This window comes from Nitrosomonas sp. Nm58, from assembly GCF_900107335.1.
Lineage (GTDB): Bacteria > Pseudomonadota > Gammaproteobacteria > Burkholderiales > Nitrosomonadaceae > Nitrosomonas.
Genome location: NZ_FNPQ01000004.1, coordinates 12,849 through 37,467, shown reverse-complemented (window position 1 = coordinate 37,467; position 24,619 = coordinate 12,849). Strand labels below are relative to the sequence as shown.

Below are 24,619 nucleotides of genomic sequence, written 5' to 3'. Positions count from 1 at the left end.
TTATTTTCCATTTTTACTTCCCGCTATCCGATCATCGCTCACGCAAAACCCATCGGCACAATTAGGAACACTCGGCTTCATCCAGTAGCTTTGTCTCAACTAATGCCGCCAGACCGGCGATGGTGGGTGATCTGAAGAAGTCTGCCGGATGCAAGTCGACAGCAAAACTTGCCCGCACCCTGGACAGCAGCTGTATGCCCAGCAAGGAATCTCCGCCCAATTCAAATAAATTGTCATCCATGCCGATGCTCTCCATTCCCAGGAGGCTCTGCCAAACCTCTGCGATATGCTTCTCCAATTCACTTTCAGGAGACCTGAACAGGGTCTGTAATGCAGGTCTGGGGAATCTCCCTACCCTGACTGCGGGAGCGAATGCAAAGGGCTGAGCAACCAGTTCTTCCTGGGTCTGGCTGAGCCGCGTGTGCAGATCAAGCGTAGAAACGATTACCTGCGCCCTTCTTTGACTGCTCACGATGCGTTCGAAAACCTCTGCCCCTTCTTTAGGAGCGATTCCCACGCCATCCGGCATCGCCATATTTGCGGCCATACCGACTTCACGCCAGCTATCCCAATTAATCGAAATGACAGGAAATGGAGATGCACGATAGGCGGCGTGCGCGACGGCATCAAGATACGCATTGGCAGCACAATAATCGATTTTGCTGAGACCGCCTGCAATCGTCGCGAGCGAAGAGCATAAAATCATGAAATCCAGCGGCTTATCCTTAAATACAGCTCGCAGGGCACGCATTCCCTGCACTTTAGGGGCGAATATCCGGGTCATCGTTTCTTCCGTTTTCGCTGAAATCAAACCGCTGCTGACTTCACCTGCAGCGTGAATCACGCCGTCAATCGCGCCATAATGGCGGCGTGCCCGGGTCACAGCCGCCTTCAAGTCAGCCTGATTGGCCACATCCGCACTCACTACCAGCATATTGGCGCCCAGTGCTTCCAGATGCATGATTTTTTCAATTTTGTGCCGAGTGGCGTCTTCCTGACTGCTGGTTGACAGCACTTCTGGCCAGCATTCCCGTGACGGAAGAGGAGAACGCCCTAATAACACCAGTTTTGCCTGCCGGGTCTGGGCGAGATATTCGGCCAGCGTCAAGCCGATGCCGCCTAATCCACCGGTGATCAGATAAACCCCCCCTTGTTTAAGAGAAGTGCTGACAGGTTTAGCTAACTGGATAGGCTCAAAGGTTTGAACCCAGCGATGCGGGCCCCGATAGGCGACAATGGATGCAAGGGAATCGGTTTGGATCTCGGCAAGAATCTGTTTGATCAGCCGTAATCGGGCGCTACTCTCTGTGGGCTGGAATTCGACATCAATGATACGGCAACCGAGATAGGAATATTCCTGAGGAATCACTCTGCATGGTCCCAGTAGAAGCGCTTTCTCGGGATGCAGTTGCTCATTGCCGGTCACATCCGTCAACTGACTGGTGATGACCGTGATGGCTATCTTTTCCCCCGCAGGAATAAGCGCTTTAGTCCACTCCAACGCCTGGGCGAGATAGAACAGACTAAAGAAATTCCTCAGCTGGCTTTCACTTTGAGCGCGGTTTTGGTTAACCGTGGTCATGCTCCAGAAATGGAGGACATGGCCGATGGTTTTGCCATCATCGCGAATGCTGCGCAACAGGTGATCATAATCAAGCCGCTCTCCAGGGCGAATGGTATAGTGATTTTTATCCTGCCGTCGAAACCGGGTACCCGCGACGATCACGATAGGCTCGATGCCATGCATGAGCAAATGGGCAGTGAGTTCTATCCCGAGAGGGTGCTTATCCCTGAAAATCAGCAGAGAGCCGGTTTGCTTGGTCAAGATGTCATTAAGCGCCGTACCCTCGTCGCGCCGCCATGATGGCGCATAAAACCAGCTATCCAGCGGGCAAGCTTCTGATCGGACCTCCCTGTTGCGCTGCTGTATGCCGGCGTTATTATTGGGCACTTCAAGGTTTTGCCCTGCCGGCTGCACCCAGTAGGACTGATGCTCGAATGGATACGTCGGTAATGAAACGCGGTGGCGGTGCTCATTTGCATAAAAATTCCGCCAGTTGATTGTCAACCCGCTCAACCAAAGCTTGCTGAGGCTAAGCGATAAATGTCTCTGAGCCAGATGGCCCTTGCTGGGATGCGGTAAAGATGAGAGCAGGAGCTGCTCAGGTTTTGCCTGAGGATGCCGTTGCGCCAGCGTGATCAGGGTTTCCCCTGGCCCCACTTCCAGAAGAATTTGCGCCGGGTTACTCAGCAGTTTATGTAACCCATCGCTGAAACGCACAGTTCCCCGCAGGTGCCGCCCCCAGTAACTCGCGTCGATGGCCTCGCACGGTGTAATCCAGCTACCACTCAGATTGGAGATAAACGGAATTTTTGGTTGACGCAACTCAATTTGAGCAATCTTCTCAACAAAACCAGCGAGCATGGGCTCCACCATGGCAGAATGAAAGGCATGGGAAACATGCAGCCGCCGACTTACTATTCCCTTATTCGTGAGACTTTGCTCGACAGCTTCAATGACTGCAGCCGGGCCGGATAATACACAAAGCTCAGGTCCGTTGATGGCTGCCAAATCGCAATTTGCAATCAGATAAGGCGTGAGCTCCGTTTCGGATAGCATCACAGCCAACATGGCGCCCGTTTCCATCTGCTGGAGCAAACGCCCGCGCATCGCGACCAGGCGCAACGCATCCTCCAGGGAGAAGACTTCTGCCAGGCAGGCAGCCACGTATTCGCCAACGCTATGGCCAATCATTGCTGTGGGTTGGATACCCCATGACTTCCACAGTTGCGCCAAGGCATATTCAATCACGAAAAGCGCGGGTTGCGTCACCTCCGTTTGCGCCAGCCGTGCTGCTGCTGCAACTTTGTCAGCTTCATCTGAACCAGGGTACAAGACGGTCAATAACTCAAAATCAAGATGGGGTTCTAACAGCTTGAAACAACGATCACATTCCTGGCGAAAAACGGGTTCACTTTGATACAGATCCCGCGCCATATCAACATACTGAGCCCCTTGTCCGGGGAAAAGAAATGCGACCGGGCGATTTTCGACTATCACTTGCTGCGTTAGAAACCGCTCCGTGTCCCGGTTTTTTAACAGACCCACTGCATCATCATGGTCGCGGCATAACGCGATCGTCCGGTGAGCAAAGCCTTTTCTTCCGATCTGGAGGGTATAGGCGACATCGGCCAATGGCACCTCAGGATGCGCCATCAGATGCTCCCTCAATCGAGTCAGCATCGCCTCAAGTGCATGATGACTGCGCGCTGAAAAGGTGAGCATTTGCCAATCGCGTGAAGGGCTGGAGGGATGAATTGGCGGCGCTTCTTCGAGGACCACGTGAACATTGGTTCCACCAATCCCAAATGAACTGACCCCGGCACGCCGTGGCGTCGGGCCACTCGGCCAAACCTTACTGATAGTATTGACGTAAAAAGGGCTCGATGCAAAATCGATCTGCGGATTGGGTTGCTCAAAATTTAAACTCGGCGGCAGCATCCGGTGTTTCAATGAGAGCGCCGTCTTAATCAGACCCGCTACCCCAGCAGCCGCATCGAGATGACCGACGTTGGTCTTGACTGAGCCAATACCACAAAATCCCCGTCGCTCGGTACTTTCCCGGAAAGCCTGTGTCAAAGCCGTAACTTCGATCGGATCGCCTAGCGTCGTGCCGGTCCCATGCGCTTCAATATAGCTGATGGTATCGGCAGATATGCCTGCAATGGCCTGAGCAGCCAGGATGACTTCCGCCTGCCCTTCTATGCTGGGCGCGGTATACCCGGCCTTGGCTGAACCATCATTATTGATAGCTGAACCTTTAATCACGGCATGAATGGTATCACCATCGGCCAGCGCATCGGCCAGCCGCTTTAAGACCACAATACCCACGCCACTTCCTATCACCGTGCCAGCAGCCTTGGCATCAAAAGCACGGCAATGTCCATCAGGAGAAAGAATGGCACCGGGCTGATAGTGGTATCCTCCCTCGTGCAACAGGTTGATCCAGGCGCCCCCGGCAAGCGCCATATCGGCCTCATGATTGAGCAGGCCGCGGCAAGCCACATGGGTCGCTGCCAGCGAGGTGGAACAGGCCGTCTGAACGGTAATGCCGGGACCGCGCAAGTTAAGCTTATACGCGACAGTCGTCGTCATAGAATCCTTATTGTTGCCGTTCATTAGCCCCTGCAGGGAGGAAATATCCTGCCTGTCCGACATTCTTCCACTGGACAGCAGATTTAGCAGTAGATAGGTATCCACACCGCAACCCGCGTATACCCCGATGAGATCAGGATAGATTGATGCATCATAACCGGCATCTTCCAGGGCCTGCCAGGCCACTTCAAGGAAAAGCCGATGCTGCGGATCCGTCTCCGCCGCCTCCCGCGGGGTATAGCCAAAAAAAGCCGCGTCAAAGTGATCGACATTTTCCAGGTGAGCACCTGCTTTGATGTAGCGCGGATCATTCAATACGCCCGCAGGGACGCCGCGCGCCAGCAATTCCTCATCGGTAAAGAAAGTAATCGACTCCACTCCATCCCGGATATTGCGCCAGAAAGCTCCAATATCATTCGCACCGGGAAAACGGCACGCCATACCAATGATGGCAATATCAATGTCTGCGCATTCTGGCGATTCTTCTATATTGTTCATCAGTGTATCCTTTCTGCTTTTTGGGTACGTTGAATAAAAGCGCCTCGCTGCCGCTGGGCTCGCTGCTGGTGGCGCTGCAAAGACACGTGATCCGTGCTTCCCTGACTGAGAAATTTCACCAGACTCGCCACAGTGGGATATTTAAAGAGATCAACGATGGAAATGGGCGTATTTAAGCATTCTTGCAACCGGTGTTGAATCTTGATCAACAGCAGTGAATGACCACCCAGATCGAAGAAATTGTTGTACAGTCCAACTCTGGGAACGCCCAACGTTTCGGCCCAGATTTCCGAAACTATGACCTCGATCGCATTAACAGGCGGCTCATAATCCGGTTGATCGAATTGCTCTGGGGAAGGAAGCGCCTGGCGGTCTATCTTGCCATTAGGGTTGAGCGGTAACGTACCCAGAAAAATGAATAAACTGGGAATCATGTAATCAGGCAGAACAGCACCCAATGCTGTTTTTAACAACGATGCATTGAGCAGCATTCCAGCATGGGCGGCTACATAAGCGATCAGACGCAGGCCATTTCGTCCCTCTTGCGCCACCACTACCGCTTCACGCACTCCTGCCTGAGCTAGCAGCTGTGACTCAATCTCACCCAGTTCAACGCGAAAACCGCGAATCTTGATCTGATGATCAACCCGGCCGAGATATTCAAGCTGCCCATCACTTCGCCAGCGGACTAAATCCCCGGTCCGGTAGAGGCGGCCTCCCCTTTGCGCAAATGGGTCAGGAATAAAACGCTCGCTGGTCAATGCAGGACGATCAAGATACCCCCGCGCCAGCCCCTCTCCTCCTACATAAAGCTCTCCTGTGGTACCCAGAGGCACGAGATTGAGCTCGGTATCCAGCACATATAAACTACGTGCGCCCACTGGTTGTCCGATCGGCGCATAATCTCCATCAACAGATGTTAGCGCATGTTCTTCAGAAGCATGACTGATCCAGGCTGCAGGCGTTATCACAGTTTCAGTCGGGCCATAGGCGTTTACCAGCCGGACGTTCTGGAAGGTAGCCTGGGTAGCTGCAACGTCTGTGGCATACCAGGCTTCTCCTCCTGCGATGCACAAGCGCACTGAAAGCGCTTTATTGTCCAGCAACGGCAGCAACATGCGCAAATAAGCGGGGGGAAGATGTAACGTTGTTACCTGGTGCTTTTCGATCAAATCAACAAAGCCCTCCCCTGCCAGATCATTTGCGGAAGACAAGACAATCGCCGCCCCCTCAATCAGGGGAGTAGTCCACTGCTCCACCGCTGCATCAAAATTCATGGAGAAAAACATCAACTCCCGATCCCCGGGCCGAACGTCGTAAACCTTTTTAATTGCAGTCAAATGCATGGCCAGCGGACCATGCGCAACTGAAACGCCCTTGGGGCGGCCAGTTGATCCAGAGGTATAGATGACATAGGCAAGATGATCCCCATGCAATCTCACCACCGGGTTAGTCTCTATTCCTGTACTTAGATCCAGCGCGTCGAATTCCAGAATTGTCAGTCCTTCCCTCTGCGGAATACGCGATCTGATATGAGTTTGTGTCAACAACAACTGAATGCCGCTGTCTTCCAGCATGTAACTCAGGCGTTCTCCCGGATACCCCGGATCAAGCGGTACGTAAGCTCCGCCTGCCTTCAAGATCGCTAACAGACCCATGATCATTTCAATAGATCGCTCCACTGCAATCCCAACCTTAATTTCTGGTTTAACGCCAAGACTGATAAGCCGATGCGCCAACCGGTTTGCCCTGCGATTGAGCTCCGCGTAACTCAACTCAATATGACCCGAGATGACCGCGGCTAGTTGAGGGCATCTCTCTACCTGCTGTTCTATGAGCTGGTGCACAAACTGAGCAGCGGATGCGGGTGGCACCGCCACACCCCAGTTTCTGAGCTGTAATACCTCCTCCTGATTTAACAGGTTAATGTCCCCTATCGCTCCTTCCGGGTTTTCCGCCAGTGCGCGCAGGATAGACACATAATGACGTCCCAGTCGCGCCATCAGGGAAGAATCAAAAAGATCAGCAGCGTAAATGAAACTAGCTCGTATGCTCCCATCCGGTGATTCGACTGTTTCGAATATCAGTTCAAATTGGGCTGACTGCTCAGGGAGAGGATAGTCTGTGATCGCAAGTGCAGAAATTTTCTGCAGTGCCTGGTCATCTCTCACCAAATGATTAATGCTCACCTGGAACAGCGGACTATGGCGCACATCCCGCTGAGGATGCAGTGCTTCAACCAGTTGTTCAAACGGCAAATCTTGATGAGCTTGCGCCTCAATCGCCGCTTCCCGCACTTGCTCCAAAAGCTCAGCCAAGGTCATCCGGCCATGTAATTGACCACGTAATACTTGCGTATTGACGAAGAAACCGATCAGACCAGCCGTTTCTACCCGATTGCGATTCGCTATCGGCACGCCCACACGGATATCGTGCTGGCCTGTATGCCGGAACAACAATGCCTGAAAGGCGGTTGATAATGCCATGAAGAGGGTGGCGCCACGATCCTGGATGAGCTTGCGTAATTTGCTTAAAACAGCGGTGGGTAAGTCAAAGCGGTGTCGTGCCGCCTGATAACTGGTAAGCGGTTGCCGGGGGCGATCAGTAGGGAGCGTCAGAATCGGATGTTCGCTGCCCAAGTAATCTTGCCAGTAAGCCAATTGCCTTTCTTTTTCCCCTGCCTGCAGCCACTTTTGCTGCCATAAAGTGTAATCCGCATACTGGATAGGCAAGTTATTAAGGGAAGCGGTTTCTCCCCGTAGATGAGCCTGATAACGGGCGGCCAATTCATCAATCATGATCTGCATGGAAGCGCCATCAGAGATGATATGGTGCATGACGATAATCAAGATGCTCTCGTTCTCCGTCATCCGCACCAGCGCTACTCTCAATAGCGGACCTTGCGTGAGATCAAAGGGTATCGAGACCATACGCTGCGCTTCTGCTGCTGCCCGCGCCGTCCGCTCTGAAGCAGCCACCTCACCTAAATCGATCTGCGTCATCACAAACTGAGGCAGCGGTTGAATCACCTGCTCAGCCGATCCATCCGTGCCGATACAGAAAATCGTGCGTAATGACTCATGTCGCTCGATCAAACCATGAAAGCTCGCATGCAATGCCTGGACATCGAGCAATCCTGCCAGCCGTAATGCATATTGAATATGATAGGCAGTATTGGCGGGATCGAGCTGCCAAAGAAACCACAGCCGCTGCTGTCCGTAAGACAACGGGATTGAATTGACTCCGTGTTGAACAGGCACTATGCGAGAATCAGCTGCCAGCGGGGAACAGCCAGCTGATAAAAGATGCTTAATTTCCGCTGCGCACGCATGCAGCCGGGGATGCTGAAACAGGCTGCGCGGAGAGAAATTGATCTGCCAATGATCTGAGATACGCGCCGCAACCTGAGCCGTAGCGAGTGAGTTGCCACCCATGGCGAAAAAATGATCTTCACGCCCCAGCTCAGTGTGATTTAACACAGATTGCCAGATGGCTGCCAACACCATCTCCGTTTCATCAGTCAATGCTTGCGGTGGTTGAGTGCTACCACCGATTACGAAACCGCCAAATTCGTAGATGGCATAGGCATCCAGCGTACGTTCACGCCATCCCTGACGGCAGGCCGCGCGTTGCAGTTTTCCACTCGAGGTTTTAGGCAAGGCCCCCGGATTCAGGAGCACCACTACAGACAACGGTTCTTGGCAACTGATACTGACCGTTTCATTCAATACGTTCACAAGGGTTTCGGCAGAAACGAGTTTCTGCATATTGCGCGATACCTCAACGGCAATACCGATTCCTTCACCATCTCTGGTTTCCACTGAAAATGCGGCAATCCGGCCTTTACGCACCGCTTCCACTTCTTCTTCGATCACCAGTTCAATATCCTGTGGATAAATATTTTGTCCACGGATAATGATGAGATCTTTACGCCGCCCCACAATATACAATTGCCCGGCGTGAATAAAACCCAGATCTCCGGTACGTAACCAGCGCTTGCCTTCATAGGTCACGAAGGTTTCTGCCGTCTCCTGCGGGCGTTGCCAGTAACCACACGCGAGACTGGCTCCATCTGTCCAGATTTCACCGACATTGCCATCCGCCAAGGGAATCAACTTCTCTGGATCAACGATGGCTATCGAATGATGAGATGCGGGAAAACCGCATGCCACTAGGGATGTCCCAGACGCTGCTACCTCGGCTTTGCCTTGCGCCAGCTTCTCGGTAGAAAAGTCATGGGCTTTCATCCCCTCTCCGCGGGCGCCGCCGGTCACAAATAGCGTTGCCTCAGCCAAACCATAACACGGGTAAATCGTCCCAGCAGAGAAACCGACTGAGCTAAAACGTTCGATGAAAGCCCACATTGTGTCTCTGCGCACCGGCTCGGCGCCCGAGAACGCAACGCGCCAGCTCGATAAATCGAGCTCCTGTAATTGCGCGTTTCTTACGCGCTCGACGCATAGCTGGAAAGCGAAATTGGGAGCGCCACTGACTGTAGCGCGGTAGCGCGAAATGACTTCCAGCCAGCGAACCGGCCTTTCGACAAAAAAACCAGGCGTCATCAGGACCACGGGAACACCGCGATGAAGAGGCTGCAACAGACCGCCAATCAGGCCCATATCATGGTAAAGCGGCAACCAACTCACGAAGATATCATCTGAATCAATCGACATGCCTTCTTCAAATACCCGCGCATTGATCATCAAATTGTGGTGACTGACCATGACCCCTTTGGGCGTGGAAGTTGATCCCGAGGTATATTGCAGGAAAGCGATCTCATCTTTCTCCGGCAGGCGCGCATGCCATGCGGGCACCTTATTTTGCCCACTACTTTGCGTTAGGGTATCGACAGTCAGGATATCAGCGCCAGCTAACTGAGCGATCGCTGCATCATTGATCAGCGGCAAAAACTGGCTAGCCGTGACAATGCACCTCGCCTTGGCATCCGCAGCAATCGCGAGCAATCTTGCCAGATGCTGTTTCCGGATGGACTCTGGTGGAAAAGCAGGGACAGCGATCATGCCTGCATAAAGGCAGGCAAGAAAACCGATCACGTAATGCTCATCGTTATCCATCAGCAATAACGCCCGTTCACCCCGCATGAAACGATCTTGCAAAACAGCGGCAACGGCCCTGACGTGCAGATCGAGCGAAGCATAATCTAATTGCTTGTCAACAAGCTCGTCACCGGCTGCACTCACGACAATCAGCGCAGGGTCCGCTGGTCGTTCCCGTGCCAACCTTTGCAGATGGCTAACGATGTTGTCAGGATAACTGCGAGAGGGAATCAGTCTTGTATTCATGATTTACACCTAAAAATAAATTCGTGCTTTACCGGAAAAAATTTTGCGACCCAAACCTGTATTTGGCACTTCATTGTTTTTGCCACTAATCAGCATAGGAAAGACTGGCGCTGTATTCGTGCACTCGCGATTTACCCTGATGGGTCAACGCCAATGCCGCCGCGTAGTACAGAGGTACGCCAATCGACCAGGCGTCGACTCCGGCCCATTCGCCTTGATCATGGATAATGCAGTAGCCGCCGTCATGATTTGGCCGTACGGTAATGGCTTGCAGGTATTCAGCAATCCCCCATCCCAGCGCTTTCAATACCGATTCCTTCACTACCCAGAGCTCGATAAAATTCTGGCTTGACCAGATTCCCTCTGCATGTTCTACCGAAGAAAGCACATGCGCATCCAAATGGGTGACATCCCGCTGACGCTGCTCAATATCGATCCCAATCTCCCCCTGGGTGGAGAGTGCAATCAACGCAAAACTCCCTGCATGGGAAACATTGAACTCGATGCCTGCATGCGCTTGTAAATGAGGTTTACCAAAGGCGCCTGTTACAAAGTGCAGCTCATTTGGCGGCAACATTACCCGTTCCGCCAGCAAACGGCGCAGCGCCGCCCGCGTCGCTATAGCACGTACCCGATCCTGCTGGCGATGAAAGCGTTGCGCACGGACCTGCTCGTCAGCGCTCAGCATCGCCCAATCATCAGCAAGCCGGATCGAATCGAAATCGAACTCGAGCAGCCAGACTTCGATGCCAGCAGGAATAGTCTCAGGCAGTGGCACACGCTTCATGTGGCACCTCGATTAAACTTTCCGCCAAGCGTTTTATTAACGCGAGGAGAAATACTTCTTCAGACTGCCGAAGAAAAAAATGACCCCCATCGAACCAGTCCAGGGTAAACGCCAGGGTACTTGCCAGCCGCCAATCATTCAGCTTCTCCGCTTCGATCTGATCCGCACACCCGCCAAAAACATGGATGGGAATGGGCAGAGGCGATAACGGCACATGCCGGAAACTCCCGCAAACACGGTAATCCATCCTCAATAAATCCAGTGTCATCGCCAGCAGTTCCGGGTTATCGAACACTTCTTCCGGAGTACCGCCCTGTTTGCGTAAATCTGCGATCAATGCAGCCTGCCCCTGTATCCTGACGTAACACTCGCTATCCTGGCGATTCGGTGCTGCACAACCCGACACGAATAATGCAGCGGGTAGCGGCAATGTCCGGGCAGCCAGACCATGGGTGATCCCATAAGCAAGCAAAGCTCCCATGCTGTGGCCAAAAAAGGCGTAGTGTTCAGGCATTGTGGCTGCAAGCTCATCGCACAGTCTTTCGGTCAGCACTGCATAGCTTTCTTCCGGCAGCTCATCCATTCGACTGCCACGGCCCGGCAATTCAACGGGTTGCACCGTTATCCAGGAAGGCAGTAACCGTCGCCAGCGTAGATACATCGTTGCACTTGCGCCTGCACACGGCAAACAGAAAAGCGTTAATGGTTTCAACATTAATACGCTGCACTAGATGCGGTTATCCATGAAACGCCGCAGGCTGAGCGGCCGCATATCTGTCCAGACTTTCTCAATATGATCCAGACAGGTCTTTTTGTCGCCCAGCACGCCGGTATCTTGCCAGCCACCCGGAATCGCTTTCCATTCCGGCCAAATAGAGTATTGTTCTTCATGATTGACCAAAACACGGAACACACCCTCTTCGCGATCAAAACAGCTTGTCATAGCACATACCTCAGATTTACGAATAAATAGTTTTTTAATACTTATTAAAAAGAATGCTTCTTATTCAAACTAGACGAATCGGCCTATGAAGAATACAAAAAATAACCAGAAGCTTTTTGCAAACACCATAAATTCCTAATGAATTGAAAGAATTAAAGTATTAGCGAGCGAAATTGATCCAATTCGGAACGATCATCAAAAGCGAAATAAAAAACAATTATTGCGGCACTGCAGAACAGGATTGGAGCGCATTTCTACAATGATTCGTTGTTTCGCGAATAAGGATATTTGCTAAGGAAGTGGAAATATTTAATTCATCGGCTATCATCCGATGGGTATACCCATCTATCCGGTAAAGCTCAAAAACCCGTTTGGTGCGTTCAGGGAGTTTAGCCAGCACCTGGATAACCAGCGCAATATGCTGGCGATTGATCGCATGCGTTTCAGGCAGGTCTGCCTGGGCCGGAACATGCAGTCCTTCTTCGTCTATTCCAAACAGTTCTGTCTCGAACACCATTCGCCGATAATGATCAATAGCCAAATTACGAACGATCTGGAACATATAAGCCAACGGCTGCCTGATATCCTGAGCCGCTGTCATTTCAATTATCTTGATATAAGCATCCTGCACTATATCGTCTGAACGCTCCCAATCACCCAGGATTTTGTAGGCAGCCCGGCGTAACTGCACACGGTTCGAAATAAATAATGTGTTTATTTCCTGAGTCCATTTTTCTACAGGTATCATCGTAAACCTCTTTATTTTTATTCTGTTAATAATAGTAATAATGCTAGTAATAATGATTCTTATTAATAAGAATCAAATCTAAAATCTAGAAAATAGGCCCATCCCTTTAATAAGTTGTTATCTTGACCAATCGATCGATTGTCGCCCTAAAAATAACAGGCTTACCCAATGGGTAAATCCACTACGTGATGTATTCACGATTTGACAGCGAACGCCAGCGCTTAGCGATAGCGTGTTGCTATTGATGGTTGAAATAGAATGCAACGTAGCTCGTTTTTCGAGCTCTTCAGTTGAAACGGCCTTTTCAGCGCCGCTATAGTGACTGGATTTCTTACGGGCATAACCAGGTTTTAGCGCAACGGTTTCATCGAAGCTCAAAACAACGGAGCACTCAGCGACTAAATGTCCGGAGATCGAGTCATTCGTTACAGTTGATTTTGCTAAATTGGACTGGCTTGCGCGAACAGTAAGCGGTATCGATAAACAAACTGCCCACCCTCGATTTGAAGCCCGTGAGAGGTGTCTTCTATTGTCAGCCAAGCTCTTTTTTTCGTACATAAAGCCATTTCCTAGTCATTAATTAATGGCTGGCTGACATGCGATATGCGCTTTGTTGGCTGGCTGTGAGAAAGCTTCGTTTTACTGAGGAATGATTGTGATGATAGTGTTATTGCATATAGGAATGCTCGCACCACTCAAACTCTTTAAATCACACCCCAAGCCTGAATTTCTCCTAAAGAGATCTAAATGATAATGATTATTATTTGCCTTGTAAAATACTTATTGCTTATTTTCAGCAGTGGCGCGCTCATCAGACACGCTGCAATTTAAAAACTCATTCATTTACTGGCTGGATCAGCTGCTCCCCCTGATTACTGATCCGTCCTACCGCAGGCGATACTGCCCAAAACTGCATCTTCTCGGAAGAACACGGTTTCAGAATAGACGATAAGACGTCATCAGGTAGCTGGGAAGGGGTCAACCAGTTATCCCAGGATTCAGGAGGGATGATCACTGGCATGCGATCATGAATGGAACGCATTAATGCATTACTGCTCGTAGTGATGATTGCACAGCTATCGATGACAACTTCATCTACCATTGCTGTCTCCCATATGCCAGCGAATGATAATGGATTGCCATCTTTGGCCGAAATAAAGAAGGGCTGTTTGCTTTTACCTTCTGCCAGGGGCTTCCATTCATAGAAACCCGAAGCCGGGATAAGGCAGCGTTGCCAACGAAACGCGTTTTTGAACAACGGCTTTACCGCAAGCGACTCCGCGCGCGCATTAAATAGCAAAGGCAGCTTTTTTGGGTCCTTGACCCAATGGGGAATCAACCCCCAGCGCATCATTGATCCTGCCCGGCCAGTGATGCTGTCACGAATGGCCACAATACCGGTCGTAGGCGCGATGTTATAACGCGGCTCGATCTCCGGCATCGTCGCCGCATGATACCAGTCGATCAGGCTGGAACGTGGATAAGCCAGGCAAAAACGTCCGCACATACCGTCATTGTTATTCACTAAATGAATGTTTTATAGATGACTCATAATGGACTAAAAGCGCCTGTCATGACAACCGTTGTTTCAGCAGGATGCGCAAATTCCAACGCGGATTGACACTCTTGGCTGTTGTTAACCCGAATATTTCATAAATTGGCACGTGTCCTCACTTACCTTTTGATTAATAAGAAAGATTTTGCTCAGTCGGGTGTATGAATCACTACACCACTCCTTCTCAAAACTTCCCTATTAATCAAAATCCTGCGTGATCATCACGCGAATTTATGAAATATTCGGGTTAAGTTATTCAAGTTTAGCGTAGAATTCGGCCAATGCAGCCTTTTGCTTTTGTCGATCTTGAAACCACTGGCACCACGGCATCTGTCGACCGGATCACCGAAGTCGGCATCATCCTGGTTGATGGCCCAAATATTCAGGAATGGAGCTCTCTGATCAATCCGGAGACACGAATCTCTGCGTTTATCGAGAGGTTAACCGGGATTACGAACCAGATGGTGGCAGAGGCGCCGACCTTTGCCGATGTCGCCCAACGGGTATTCCAGATGCTGGAGGGCCGTCTTTTTGTAGCGCATAACGCCCGTTTTGATTACGGGTTTCTGAAGCAATCATTCAAACGCCAAGGTTATGACTTCCAGGCAACAACAATCTGTACCGTCAAACTTTCCAGGCGGCTATTCCCGGGGCATCCAAAGCACAATCTGGATAGTCTGATTGAACGGCATGGCTTACAGGTCAATGGCCGTCACCGGGCGCTGGCGGATGCTCAGCTCATCCACCAATTCTGGCAGAAGATACAGCAACAGATCCCTCCCGCCAAAGTTGCCGCTGCAGTCAAAGCCCTGACCGGACGCCCCAGTATCCCGACGCATTTGAACGAACAGATACTGGATAGTCTCCCCCAGGGACCGGGGGTCTATCTGTTCTACGGAGAGAACGAGCTTCCACTTTATATTGGCAAATCCATGAACATTCGCCAACGGGTGCTTTCTCATTTCACCAGCGATGTTTCATCTGCCAAGGAAATGAGCCTCTCGCAGCAGGTCCGGCGGATTGGCTATATCGAGACAGGCGGCGAAATCGGTGCGCTGCTCAAGGAAGCCGAGTTGGTGAAGAAACTTCAGCCGACGCATAACCGGAAACTTCGCCGCAATAATGAACTTTGCTCGATCTTGCTTAAGGAAACCGGAGCAGGTTTGCATATCAATGTGGCTTATGCCCGTGATCTGGATTTTGGCCGGCAATCGAATCTGTATGGCCTATTCAAAAGCCTGCGAGAAGCGAACAAGGTATTGGCTGATCTGGCAGATGGGCATGAGCTTTGCAAGGCCATCATTGGACTGGAAAAGGTTAAGCCCGGCAAGCCCTGCTTCGCTCGCCAACTCAAAAGATGCCGCGGGGGATGCGTTGGCGAAGAACCGTTAGTGGCGCACTCGATGCGCCTGATGGCGGCACTGTCTAGCCTGCGCTTCAATAGCTGGCCTTTTACCGGCCCCGCCTACCTCAAGGAAGATGGCGATCTGCTCGTCATAGATAATTGGGCTTATCTTGGCACGGCCAAAACAGAAGATGAACTCTGGCAACTCCTGGACTCACCCAGACCCCAGCTCGACAAAGACTCCTACCGGATATTACAGAAAGCTATCAAATCGCTGCAACCCATTATTGACCCAGCCAAGTAAAGCTTTAACTACAAAATTAAATTTGTCGTAATCAACTTCAAACTCCCCTGGTCGGGCCAATAGCCTCTATTGCTGCTGTTAGTCCAGTATTCTCAGCAGAAAATGATATGCTTCCTACCAGGAAAATTTAATGGATATCTTGGAAAAATACCTTTTCAGGAACGACTAACTAACAGGGATCTGCCATGTGGGGACTCAAGCTCGCTGTATGCATCGCCTATGATTTACTCGATCTCACATTGGGACGAACACTTTTCATCATGCCTTTTGGTGGAGAGATCGTAGGCTGTGCACTTTGCGCCGCGATGTTTGGAACAAATGGGCTTCTCTATGGATTGGAAGCACTGGATGTGACAGAACAGTTTGATGGATTCATTCCAACCGCAACGATTATTGCACTTATGAACAGACCGAAATCCGCTGGTTAACCCGTGGTATACGAGGTAGAAATGATCTGATTTTTATCTGTCAGGATTTCTAAAAGCTTTAGCGTCTTTTTGAGGCATTCGAAATAACCGTTACCCTCTCTCAACATAAAGCAGTTACCCACAGCCTTATCCACGGAAATTGTGGATAATAGGTTTTAGCTAAAAATGCCAAACCAGCAACATTGCTCTCGTCTGTGCCAGCAGTTCCTTATAAAACCCACTAAATAAAGGTATCCCGAGAGAATTCATAACGAAAAAAGCATAAAATTGATGCGGCCATATATTTCCCATAGGTTAACCTGATGGAAACAAATCACTACACGCGCGGTCAAGCAGCCCTTTCAAGAAATTGGAAAGTAAATGGGTATTCAAAAAATCAGCATAAATGATCAAATCTAATTTTTCAGTATTGAGCCAGCACGACGAGCAGTTGCTGCGTCTTGGTATGCTGGCTGAAAAGTATTTTGCAGATGATCCCAATACTTGCCTTCTCAAGCTGCATCAATTTGCTTACTGAAATAAAATCCTACTGACACCAACAAGAAATTTTGGAGACCAAAGCGAATCGTGTCGCGTTTTTATGAAATAGAACCAACTGCAGAAAATTATTGGCGTGCCATTATTCTTTTTGGACGAAATTCTGCTTCGTACAAATTCGCTCTTGCAAAAACCCTTTTCGATTTTCAGTCATTGGGGAAAACACAAATCACCCTTGAAGAACTTGCAGTGCCATACGCTGCACACCTTTGTGAACATCTAAAAAAACATCCAAAGCAAGGCACAAGTGAGCAGAGTACATTTCTCGATAAGCTACGTGCATTTAATCAAGGTGAAATAGAGAAGGACGAAATGACTTCCCATACTTTGCGCTATGGTTTCATTAATGTGCTGGATGCTTTCCATAACGTTCATGGTACAGAGATTGGTATCCGCTTTTTTATTGATGAACGTAACAAGAAAAACGCAATTCAATTAACAGAAGGTTTTATGCGTCTAGGGGAACAGCAGCAATTTGCTAATCTTGTACAAGAAACCGAGTCACGCTGGCAACTAGTTGAGGCTGCATGGGAAAACAATCTCTCCCGGAACTTGATGCTTGTAGAATACGAAGAGGAAAGTTGTTTACTTATGGGTGTCAATGCCATACGGCGTACCACAGTCACATCGGCACGACCTGCATTGAATGGTTATCAGAAAGGGCGGTGCTTTTATTGTTTTCGGGAAATCTCTGTAGTTCTTGGAAAGGAAGAAATAGCCGAAGTTGATCATTTTTTTCCGCATATGCTAAAGCAGTGTGACAGCCGCAAACCAATTGATGGCATAGCAAATTTAGTTCTGGCTTGCCAAGAATGCAATCGCGGCGAAAATGGCAAGTTTGACAGACTTCCATCCACTGAATTGCTGGAACGCCTTTTTAACCGGAATGAATATCTGATTACATCACACCCCCCCCTTCGAGAAACGCTTATTTCCCAGACAGGGAATACAACAGAGAAACGCCAAGCATACCTGCAAGATGCATACAATTGCTCAACCCTTCGTATTGGAGCTGGAGGGCGTAAATGGCAGCCTAGACAGCAAGGAGTGGCAATTTTTTAAGAACAATATTAGTCCATTCCACTCTCCTATCTTCTTGGTAATCTATTTCACGATGCAATAACATGGTCTCCGATTGAACGAACAAAGAAACCAATTTATCCACTTCAATAGCACTATAGAGTTTGCCGTTTTCACGGCGATCTTTGCTATTTGTTCCACGGAAAGAAACAATTATTATGCCCCCGACAGTGGCAATTCGTACTAGATTTACTACTGCACAAGCAATCTGATCTTCTGTCAAATGCATGATGACTGCGGAACATAACACATTGACGAAGAAGGAATCTGTCTGTCTCTCTAATAGTGGCAAGCTGTCACGGACAAAGGAAATATTCGGGTAAAACCCTCTTGCCTGCTGCAGCATTCCCTCCGAAGCATCAATGCCTGTAACTGAGTACCCTTGCTCAGACAACCAAGAACTATCACGCCCTATGCCACAGCCAACATCAGCACAAACCCCATTTTTGACGAAAAACTGATTAATAAGTTGATAAACACGAGCTGGCACTAGCGTTTTGTGCAACGCAGCAATTTGCTCAGCAGAGCTGTCATAAACTGAAATGGTTTGATCATCCATAAATTATACTAATTAATCACAACAAATTGTTATATACATCAACATCTTGCATTCTTTGCTAAAATTGTAAAAATGCACTGATTGTTTAGCATCATAAAGGTTTAAATTTATAGTAGCTGACTGCTGAGAACTACTGCCATTTATCAAATCAATAAAATTGCTGTATGCAGTGAGTAGCATTTCTACCTTGGATATTGAACTACCAATCATCATCGCAATATATCATTTCCCTGAAGTATTCCCATGAGTAGAGAGTTAGCCATGGGTCGATTAGGAATCAACAAGAACTATTGAATATCATTCGCTCTGCTTATAAATAACCCAGAGCAGTCTTTGGTTTTGAAAAGATCGAAGCATTATGAATCACCTACAGATATTTACCGACGGCAGTGTTAACACTCAGTTAAAGGTAGGGTATAGCGCCTACCGGTGATCGCTGACTTGGCCACACCCATAGAATCGCTAAAAGATACCGTGCAAGTGAAGCGCTTTGAACAAACCAGTTCTCCGACCAGATTGGAATTACAAACGTTGTTGTGGGCGCTGAGCGAAACGACTGCTTTGAGCAATGGCTGCGACACGGTTTTGACGGTTTATACCGATTCGCAAAATATTATCGGTCTGCCAGGGAGACGCGCCCATCTTGAACAAAATGATTATTTTTCGAGTAAAAACAAGCGACTGAATCATTACGAGCTGTATCAGCAATTTTACCGGCTGAATTCCTGGCTCAATTGCCGGTTTGTTAAAGTGATGGGCCATCAGGCGTCCAGCAGGAAAGATGAAATTGACAAACTGTTTGCTTTGGTTGACCGGGCATCGAGGCGTGCGTTGCGAGAAGATTGTAAGCATACGGAGTAGTGAGCTTATAAAGCTTGCACTTAAACATTGATTTTTACGATATTTACGCGTAAAAACTATTGCTTATACTTTCTGAGCAAGCTCTAATTGGTTTCATGCAGCGCCATAATTTTCAGCTTAAAGAATTCGACATCTCTAAAGCCATAAGCCATTTTGTGTAACGCTCTGATCTTGTTGTTGATACCTTCTAATGGTCCGGTTGATAAGCCATTTAAATTCATAAATTTTTTAACCGTAAACGGAGGCGTACTATTGCTTGAGCATGTATTTGGCATACTCGTGATTCACTGACTCCGAGTACTTCGCCAATTTCCCGCAAATTCATTTCCTGCTCATAATGCATACCCATTACCATTTTTTCCCTTTGCGGTAAATTCCCGATCGCTGTAACTAGTGATTCCCGTAATTTTTTATCCAATAAGATTTCCAGCGGTCCATTATCAGACTCAGAGTTTAAGCGATCTAGGAAATGATCTTCGTCTTCCTCCTGGAAATCTTCATAATAAATCAATTGACCACCACGCACTTCCTGCATTGCCTCGTGATACTCATCAAGAGTTATGTTTAATTCAGTTGCTAATTCCTGCTCACTTGGAGGACAGCCCAAACGCTGCTCCAGCACTCTCATAGCCACTTCAATCTGCCGCATCTTCTTACGTAGACTGCGAGGCAACCAGTCAGATTCACGTAACTCATCCAATATTGACCCACGAATACGCTGTACCGCATAACTTTCAAATTGGCGTCCATAGGATCCTTCATAACGGCTTATCGCATCCAGTAAGCCAATCATGCCAGCTTGAATTAGATCATCTACTTCCACGCTTGCAGGAAGCTTAAACATCATATGGCGTGCAATGCGTTTTACTAGCGGTGTAAATTCAACAAGGAATTGTTCTTTGTTGATAATTTCAGATGTAGTATACATAGAGAGTTAAACCGAGAAATTCACCTTATTTTAGATAATCTGCATATATAACGTAATGCATGAAATTTTCGATACTTTCACTTGTATTATTGGGATAAAAATAGCGCAATAATTTTTCTGTTAACCGTTTGACTTCAACAACAAAAGCAGAAGTAGGGAAAGTCCCAACCGCTGGCCGGCATAGCTGGCTAGTATTTGTAACTTCTCATCAAGCAAATACATCTCATAAATTTGATGTCTTATCAGTAAGTATTGCTTGTCGATTTCGCAATGTTGCCAAATATTTTCTATGTATTAAATTCAGAATTTATTTTATTGATTAGTATCGTGAAATCATATTTAACATATCTCATATCCATAATTCTTATTAATATATAAGTACTTATAATAGATTTTCCTGATCCTGCCACAATTATTAAAATTTCTACGAATTGCAGTATCTACTTACTAAGATTAAATCAGCGGTAACTTGCAAAAGCTATAGATAATCAACTCTACTCAGATCCTTGCAAGATAACCTGTCACGATTAATGTCACGCTATAGATCAATGCTACTAGCTCACATGATTCATTTGTTTCAGCATAGATTGGAGTTACTGCCAGAATTTGACATTACCAATCTAAACTTGAAATCCTACAGAGAAAATGGAGAGTTCCGAACTATAAGATTAAAAATTTTATGCAATTGGAATCTAGAATTAGCAGCATACTGATCTCCTAAAGCTTTATATTCAAGCGTTTTTATAGAAAAATTAGCTTATGATCGGCAACAATATTCACCGTCACCTTCAGACTGACAGTTTCATCTACCTTCGTATAACGGCTAAAATCAAACGGCAACGTTAGGGTATAAAATAGCCATTCATACAACAATTTCGGTATTTGCAATACCGCTATAGATAACCTTAAAAGCGGCAAAAAAGTCATTTAATAATCTATTGCTTGATAAAATATTCAAGTCGCGACAATATCGATTCCCAATGCAATTTCTTAGCTGTATTTGCAAACCCATCTTCCTCATATTCAGCAAGTTGAGTCAAAAAATTGACGCAATAAACCATAACCGACCAGTAAATGCTATTAGTTTTTGTGAGTACGCAATCTATTCCCTTTTCTCTTACTTTTTTAATAACTTAACAGACCACTCACTACGTTTTAAATTACTTTTTTGCTATGACTTTTACCGATGACTTAATGAGCATTATCAGTGACTCATATAATTTCCAATAAGGGAAACAGAAGATGATTTCTTCTATTATTCTGGAAATTTAAGTAGTCGATCCCTATGTGTCAGGATACTTTCGCCTCATTTGAAACCTAAAAACTTGAAGGGCGAAGCGAGAGGAGATGATGCAAAAGAGCTATTCGAAAGAATTCAAGGAATCAGTAATCAAGAAGATGATGCCACCCAATGGGGTATCTGTTCCACAATTGTGTAAAGAAACCGGCGTATCTGATGTTACGCTCTACCAATGGAGAAAAGAATACAGGAACAGGGTAATCGCAGTGCCGGAAGATAGCAGTAAAGCAAGATGACTGGACAGCAGAAGATAAACTGGCGGTTGTAATAGAAACAGCGGGTTTGAATAGCGCACAACTGAGTGAGTATTGCCGCAGTAAAGGCCTCTACCCAGAACAGATTGATCAATGGAAAACGGCAGCGCTGTCAGGGTATCAACGCCATGCTCAGACTGAGAAAGAAAAGAATCGCTACCGTCAGGAAGACAGGAAGCAGATAAAACGTCTGGAATCTGAACTCAGACCAAGGAAAAGGCACTGGCAGAAACAGCCGCACGCTACAATACTGGCACCATATTGGCTTGGAAGATCGTCGGCAAACAGTCAAGAAAACCCCTGCCAACAAACTCAGTGAACAGGAAAGAAAGCATATTCTCGACGTTTGTAACAGTAAAGAATTCTGCAGCCAGACACCCAAACAGATTGTACCTGCACTAGCGGACAACGCTATTTATCTGGCGTCAGAAAGCAGTTTCTATCGTATTTTACGTGATGCTGGTCAGTTACATCACCGAGGTCGTGCAGCCACAATCCAGCCACGACAAAGAAACCGACAGCTTATATTGCAGATGGGCCCAATCAGAAGCTGTCTGGCAAAACGATTTCCATTAGAATCAAGTATTTTTTTGATAGTAAGCTAAGAGATGTCATACAAAACGGATATAAATGATGAGGAATGGAACTTGATAAAAAAGAGTTTGATCCTGTCAGCAAACGAGGCAATAGCCATAAACATAGCAAAAGAGTCATTGTGAATGCCATTCTGTCTGTCGTCAGAAGCGGTATCCAGTGGCGGCTGATGCCGAACGATTTTCCTCCCTGGCAGACCGTATACAATCATTTTAGCCGGGGGAACAAGTGTGGTGTCTGGGAGAAGCCTGGATCAACTGACAATCTGCCGTCGCCAAAAAGCGGGACGTTGTACTGTGCCCAGTTATGGCATCATTGATGCGCAAAGCGTGAAAATCCAGTATGCCAGTGAAGAACGAGGCATCAATAGCGGCAAAAAGGTCAAAGGTCACAAGCGCCATATTGTGGTAGATATTCTCGGCAATTTACTCCTCATCAAAGTACATGCCGCTAACCTGAGCGATACCAAAAGTGCTTGCGGTATTGGAAGGTGTTGTTAATAAATACCCTTGGCTCAAAGCGTTCTCGGGGGACCGGGGGATGCCGGCTATCGATGCACAGCGGTTGACTTCGCAGCTAATGGGTTAGGCCTGTCCTTGCACATTTCAGAAAAAGTCGAAGGTAAATGGGCTGTTTTACCGAAGCGGTGGGTGGTCGAACGCACGTTCTCCTGGTTGGGTAACTTTCGCCGTTTATCCAAGGACTTCGAGATCCTGCCCGGCACTGCCGAAAATATGATTCGAATCGCCATGATGAAAATAACACTTGCAAAATGCGTCTAATGTTTTACCAGACAGCTTCTAACGTTGATCCATTCCAGCACGCCGTGGGACCAAACATTTAGTGTTGCAAGTCAACCCGGCACCTAGCATAACCCAAAACCAGTCAGTTGACGAGAAAATCATGCGTACTTTGTTGGCAAGAAGATTACGGCATCCAATTCGTGGGAGAAATTGTCAATCGCCATTCTAACTTAGAGAACTCCTGTTTGTGCGTGACGTAATTAGCAACGATCAGATGCAGCATTTTGTCCTTCTAGGCGTTTTTCACAGTCAATCTTTTTCAGAAATTTAAGCCACTCGCTGTAGCGGCATCGCGATCGGCACTGGGCAATCACTTTGCCATTGAGCACATCTAGCGCAGCGAACAGAATAGTTTTACCATTGCGTTGGTAAGCATGCGTAAGTTATGCTGCCCATCCACCCCTGCTGCACCTGCTGTAAAGATAACCCAAATTGAGCTTGATCCAGTGTGCCTCCACTTGGCTGATCTCATCACAATACCGCACCAGTGCTTGCCCAGGTGGCAGCAGGTATCAAACTACGATGCCCTCCACTCTCTCGACAAACTATGGATCGCACGAGATCTCATCTCTTGAAACTGTGTACCAGATGGAACTTTAGCTCGGGTACACGCGAGTCCCGCAAGACACTGGTCGGACTCACCTCAGCGCTTTGACCATCGTGTACGCACGCCAGTGCTTTACCGCTTTCGGCTGATACCGGGCAGTAAATTCGCTCAATCGAGCGACATCCACTTTGATCGGAAACGCGCCACAAACCGCTCACGCGCAACTTGAATCCTCCTCATCTCAACCTAATTTCGCATTCCGTCAGTCACCAACAATACAATACGCTGTTCCAGCTTGCCACTCGTCACCTTGAAACACACCAACCCATCGGACTTAGCTCGCTCTTCTTTGCTCGACACCCCCCCCGGAGGGCAATTTGCATGAGTATCATCATTCCATTCTGGAATGGAAATAAAGAAATATAATGAGTTCCGATATGAATGAAATACTACATTAATTTTAATGAGAATATCTTATCTGATGTAATGCATAAAATCATTATGTTAAAGCACTGATATTCTGTGGCATGTTAATATGATTTTAGTTTGATGATTCCTCAACTATCATAGCCTTGACTCTCATAGATTAAAACTACCTGACAAATAAAAAACGCTGTTATATACTGACAGGCTATGAAGCACTCGTTTCCGTTAAAAATAACATTGTTATTTTCGAGTATGATAAATTGATTGCTATATATAATAGTTAGGCCATAAAAAACGATTCGCTATCACTAAATTAAAAGGAGTTAAACATGAAAAAATCTATTATCTCTATTTTTATTTCTATATTAATATTAGGTTCTGCCTCTACTACTTTTGCTAGCGGGAATACGACTTCTTCATTAGCACCTATTAGGGCGCAAGATATTTTGAATTTAATGGCTTGCAAAGATAAGAAGCCGGAAGAGCAAATTAAAGATCGGACAGATGGCACTAAGGTAAAATGTGGTGATGTAATGAAAAAAACCGCTAGCTCGCACCCAAAAGGCTCTAATTCAGGTGGCGGATACTAAATTACTGAGTAATTCCTCGCTGATTAAATGCATTTAAATAGGGAATTTAAAATAGCAATTCTGAGCTATAAGC

At 47.6% G+C, this 24,619-nt stretch carries 20 protein-coding genes and 1 pseudogene; 10 read left to right on the top strand and 11 right to left on the bottom strand.

Going from position 1 to position 24,619, the window contains the following annotated elements; translation table 11 throughout:
- Window positions 1–61: 61 nt before the first annotated feature.
- From BLW34_RS03135 to BLW34_RS03105, 8 genes are all read right to left on the bottom strand, one after another.
- Window positions 62–4,654 (bottom strand): type I polyketide synthase, encoded by a 4,593-nt coding sequence (locus tag BLW34_RS03135; protein WP_090575488.1) that lies wholly within the window; start codon window positions 4,652–4,654, stop codon window positions 62–64.
- A complete protein-coding gene (locus BLW34_RS03130; RefSeq protein ID WP_090575485.1) occupies window positions 4,654–9,957 on the bottom strand; it encodes a non-ribosomal peptide synthetase in 5,304 nt (1,767 codons plus the stop codon). Before BLW34_RS03130 ends, BLW34_RS03135 begins: the two co-directional genes overlap by 1 nt.
- Before the next feature lie 85 nt (window positions 9,958–10,042).
- A complete protein-coding gene (locus BLW34_RS03125) occupies window positions 10,043–10,744 on the bottom strand; it encodes a 4'-phosphopantetheinyl transferase family protein (RefSeq protein WP_090575482.1) in 702 nt (233 codons plus the stop codon).
- Window positions 10,722–11,459, bottom strand: a complete 738-nt coding sequence (locus tag BLW34_RS03120) for a thioesterase II family protein (protein WP_090575479.1) — start codon at window positions 11,457–11,459, stop codon at window positions 10,722–10,724. Before BLW34_RS03120 ends, BLW34_RS03125 begins: the two co-directional genes overlap by 23 nt.
- A 12-nt stretch (window positions 11,460–11,471) precedes the next feature.
- Window positions 11,472–11,687 carry an MbtH family protein gene (locus BLW34_RS03115; RefSeq protein WP_090575477.1) on the bottom strand — a complete coding sequence of 72 codons (216 nt, stop codon included), beginning with the start codon at window positions 11,685–11,687 and terminating at the stop codon, window positions 11,472–11,474.
- A 217-nt stretch (window positions 11,688–11,904) separates the two neighbouring features.
- Window positions 11,905–12,435 (bottom strand): sigma-70 family RNA polymerase sigma factor, encoded by a 531-nt coding sequence (locus BLW34_RS03110; RefSeq protein ID WP_090575474.1) that lies wholly within the window; start codon window positions 12,433–12,435, stop codon window positions 11,905–11,907.
- A 117-nt stretch (window positions 12,436–12,552) separates the two neighbouring features.
- A complete protein-coding gene (locus BLW34_RS15455) occupies window positions 12,553–12,993 on the bottom strand; it encodes a hypothetical protein (RefSeq protein ID WP_143037851.1) in 441 nt (146 codons plus the stop codon).
- 277 nt (window positions 12,994–13,270) lie between these two features.
- A complete protein-coding gene (locus tag BLW34_RS03105; protein WP_143037850.1) occupies window positions 13,271–13,960 on the bottom strand; it encodes an SOS response-associated peptidase in 690 nt (229 codons plus the stop codon).
- A gap of 311 nt (window positions 13,961–14,271) precedes the next feature.
- Here BLW34_RS03105 and BLW34_RS03100 point away from each other — a divergent pair, with 311 nt between their 5' ends.
- The 4 genes from BLW34_RS03100 to BLW34_RS03090 all read left to right on the top strand — a co-directional run bounded on the left by BLW34_RS03100 (window position 14,272) and on the right by BLW34_RS03090 (window position 17,666).
- Complete coding sequence (locus tag BLW34_RS03100) at window positions 14,272–15,639, top strand: 3'-5' exonuclease family protein (protein ID WP_090575469.1); 1,368 nt, start codon at window positions 14,272–14,274, stop codon at window positions 15,637–15,639.
- 185 nt (window positions 15,640–15,824) lie between these two features.
- Window positions 15,825–16,067: a hypothetical protein gene (locus BLW34_RS03095; protein ID WP_090541249.1), complete on the top strand. Its 243-nt coding sequence runs from the start codon at window positions 15,825–15,827 to the stop codon at window positions 16,065–16,067.
- A gap of 385 nt (window positions 16,068–16,452) precedes the next feature.
- Entirely contained in the window at window positions 16,453–16,584 is a 132-nt protein-coding gene (locus tag BLW34_RS16745) for a hypothetical protein (protein WP_256203546.1), read from the top strand.
- Window positions 16,585–16,634: 50 nt separating this feature from the next.
- Complete coding sequence (locus tag BLW34_RS03090) at window positions 16,635–17,666, top strand: HNH endonuclease family protein (RefSeq protein WP_090575466.1); 1,032 nt, start codon at window positions 16,635–16,637, stop codon at window positions 17,664–17,666.
- On the opposite strand, the gene BLW34_RS03085 is transcribed toward BLW34_RS03090, so the two are convergent.
- Window positions 17,638–18,243: a class I SAM-dependent methyltransferase gene (locus BLW34_RS03085; RefSeq protein ID WP_090575463.1), complete on the bottom strand. Its 606-nt coding sequence runs from the start codon at window positions 18,241–18,243 to the stop codon at window positions 17,638–17,640. The genes BLW34_RS03090 and BLW34_RS03085 overlap by 29 nt on opposite strands.
- Before the next feature lie 441 nt (window positions 18,244–18,684).
- Here BLW34_RS03085 and BLW34_RS03080 point away from each other — a divergent pair, with 441 nt between their 5' ends.
- Window positions 18,685–19,104, top strand: a complete 420-nt coding sequence (locus BLW34_RS03080) for an RNase H family protein (protein ID WP_218138756.1) — start codon at window positions 18,685–18,687, stop codon at window positions 19,102–19,104.
- An 83-nt stretch (window positions 19,105–19,187) separates the two neighbouring features.
- Here BLW34_RS03080 and BLW34_RS03075 read toward each other — a convergent pair.
- A pseudogene (locus BLW34_RS03075) lies at window positions 19,188–19,310 on the bottom strand (transposase); the annotation flags it as partial.
- Window positions 19,311–19,321: 11 nt separating this feature from the next.
- On the bottom strand, window positions 19,322–20,032 hold the full coding sequence (locus tag BLW34_RS03070) for an RNA polymerase sigma factor FliA (RefSeq protein WP_090575457.1): 711 nt from the start codon (window positions 20,030–20,032) through the stop codon (window positions 19,322–19,324).
- 1,347 nt (window positions 20,033–21,379) lie between these two features.
- Between BLW34_RS03070 and BLW34_RS17315 the strand changes: the two genes are divergently transcribed.
- The 5 genes from BLW34_RS17315 to BLW34_RS03035 all read left to right on the top strand — a co-directional run bounded on the left by BLW34_RS17315 (window position 21,380) and on the right by BLW34_RS03035 (window position 24,546).
- Window positions 21,380–21,568 carry a transposase gene (locus BLW34_RS17315; RefSeq protein WP_090575451.1) on the top strand — a complete coding sequence of 63 codons (189 nt, stop codon included), beginning with the start codon at window positions 21,380–21,382 and terminating at the stop codon, window positions 21,566–21,568.
- A gap of 658 nt (window positions 21,569–22,226) precedes the next feature.
- Window positions 22,227–22,499, top strand: a complete 273-nt coding sequence (locus BLW34_RS16350; RefSeq protein ID WP_090575438.1) for a transposase — start codon at window positions 22,227–22,229, stop codon at window positions 22,497–22,499.
- Entirely contained in the window at window positions 22,477–22,680 is a 204-nt protein-coding gene (locus BLW34_RS16345) for a transposase (RefSeq protein WP_090575435.1), read from the top strand. Before BLW34_RS16350 ends, BLW34_RS16345 begins: the two co-directional genes overlap by 23 nt.
- Before the next feature lie 9 nt (window positions 22,681–22,689).
- The gene (locus tag BLW34_RS16340; RefSeq protein WP_218138755.1) at window positions 22,690–22,962 is read left to right on the top strand and encodes a transposase; all 273 of its coding nucleotides are present in this window, start codon (window positions 22,690–22,692) and stop codon (window positions 22,960–22,962) included.
- A gap of 1,323 nt (window positions 22,963–24,285) precedes the next feature.
- Window positions 24,286–24,546 (top strand): hypothetical protein, encoded by a 261-nt coding sequence (locus BLW34_RS03035; RefSeq protein ID WP_090575428.1) that lies wholly within the window; start codon window positions 24,286–24,288, stop codon window positions 24,544–24,546.
- The last annotated feature ends 73 nt before the right edge of the window (window positions 24,547–24,619 follow it).

Coding starts and splice junctions, on each gene's coding strand:
- BLW34_RS03135 (WP_090575488.1), bottom strand. CDS start 4,654: ATGAACAATATAGAAGAATCGCCAGAATGCGCAGACATTGATATTGCC.
- BLW34_RS03130 (WP_090575485.1), bottom strand. CDS start 9,957: ATGAATACAAGACTGATTCCCTCTCGCAGTTATCCTGACAACATCGTT.
- BLW34_RS03125 (WP_090575482.1), bottom strand. CDS start 10,744: ATGAAGCGTGTGCCACTGCCTGAGACTATTCCTGCTGGCATCGAAGTC.
- BLW34_RS03120 (WP_090575479.1), bottom strand. CDS start 11,459: ATGTTGAAACCATTAACGCTTTTCTGTTTGCCGTGTGCAGGCGCAAGT.
- BLW34_RS03115 (WP_090575477.1), bottom strand. CDS start 11,687: ATGACAAGCTGTTTTGATCGCGAAGAGGGTGTGTTCCGTGTTTTGGTC.
- BLW34_RS03110 (WP_090575474.1), bottom strand. CDS start 12,435: ATGATACCTGTAGAAAAATGGACTCAGGAAATAAACACATTATTTATT.
- BLW34_RS15455 (WP_143037851.1), bottom strand. CDS start 12,993: ATGTACGAAAAAAAGAGCTTGGCTGACAATAGAAGACACCTCTCACGG.
- BLW34_RS03100 (WP_090575469.1), top strand. CDS start 14,272: ATGCAGCCTTTTGCTTTTGTCGATCTTGAAACCACTGGCACCACGGCA.
- BLW34_RS03095 (WP_090541249.1), top strand. CDS start 15,825: ATGTGGGGACTCAAGCTCGCTGTATGCATCGCCTATGATTTACTCGAT.
- BLW34_RS16745 (WP_256203546.1), top strand. CDS start 16,453: ATGATCAAATCTAATTTTTCAGTATTGAGCCAGCACGACGAGCAGTTG.
- BLW34_RS03085 (WP_090575463.1), bottom strand. CDS start 18,243: ATGGATGATCAAACCATTTCAGTTTATGACAGCTCTGCTGAGCAAATT.
- BLW34_RS03070 (WP_090575457.1), bottom strand. CDS start 20,032: ATGTATACTACATCTGAAATTATCAACAAAGAACAATTCCTTGTTGAA.
- BLW34_RS17315 (WP_090575451.1), top strand. CDS start 21,380: ATGATGCAAAAGAGCTATTCGAAAGAATTCAAGGAATCAGTAATCAAG.
- BLW34_RS16350 (WP_090575438.1), top strand. CDS start 22,227: ATGGAACTTGATAAAAAAGAGTTTGATCCTGTCAGCAAACGAGGCAAT.
- BLW34_RS03035 (WP_090575428.1), top strand. CDS start 24,286: ATGAAAAAATCTATTATCTCTATTTTTATTTCTATATTAATATTAGGT.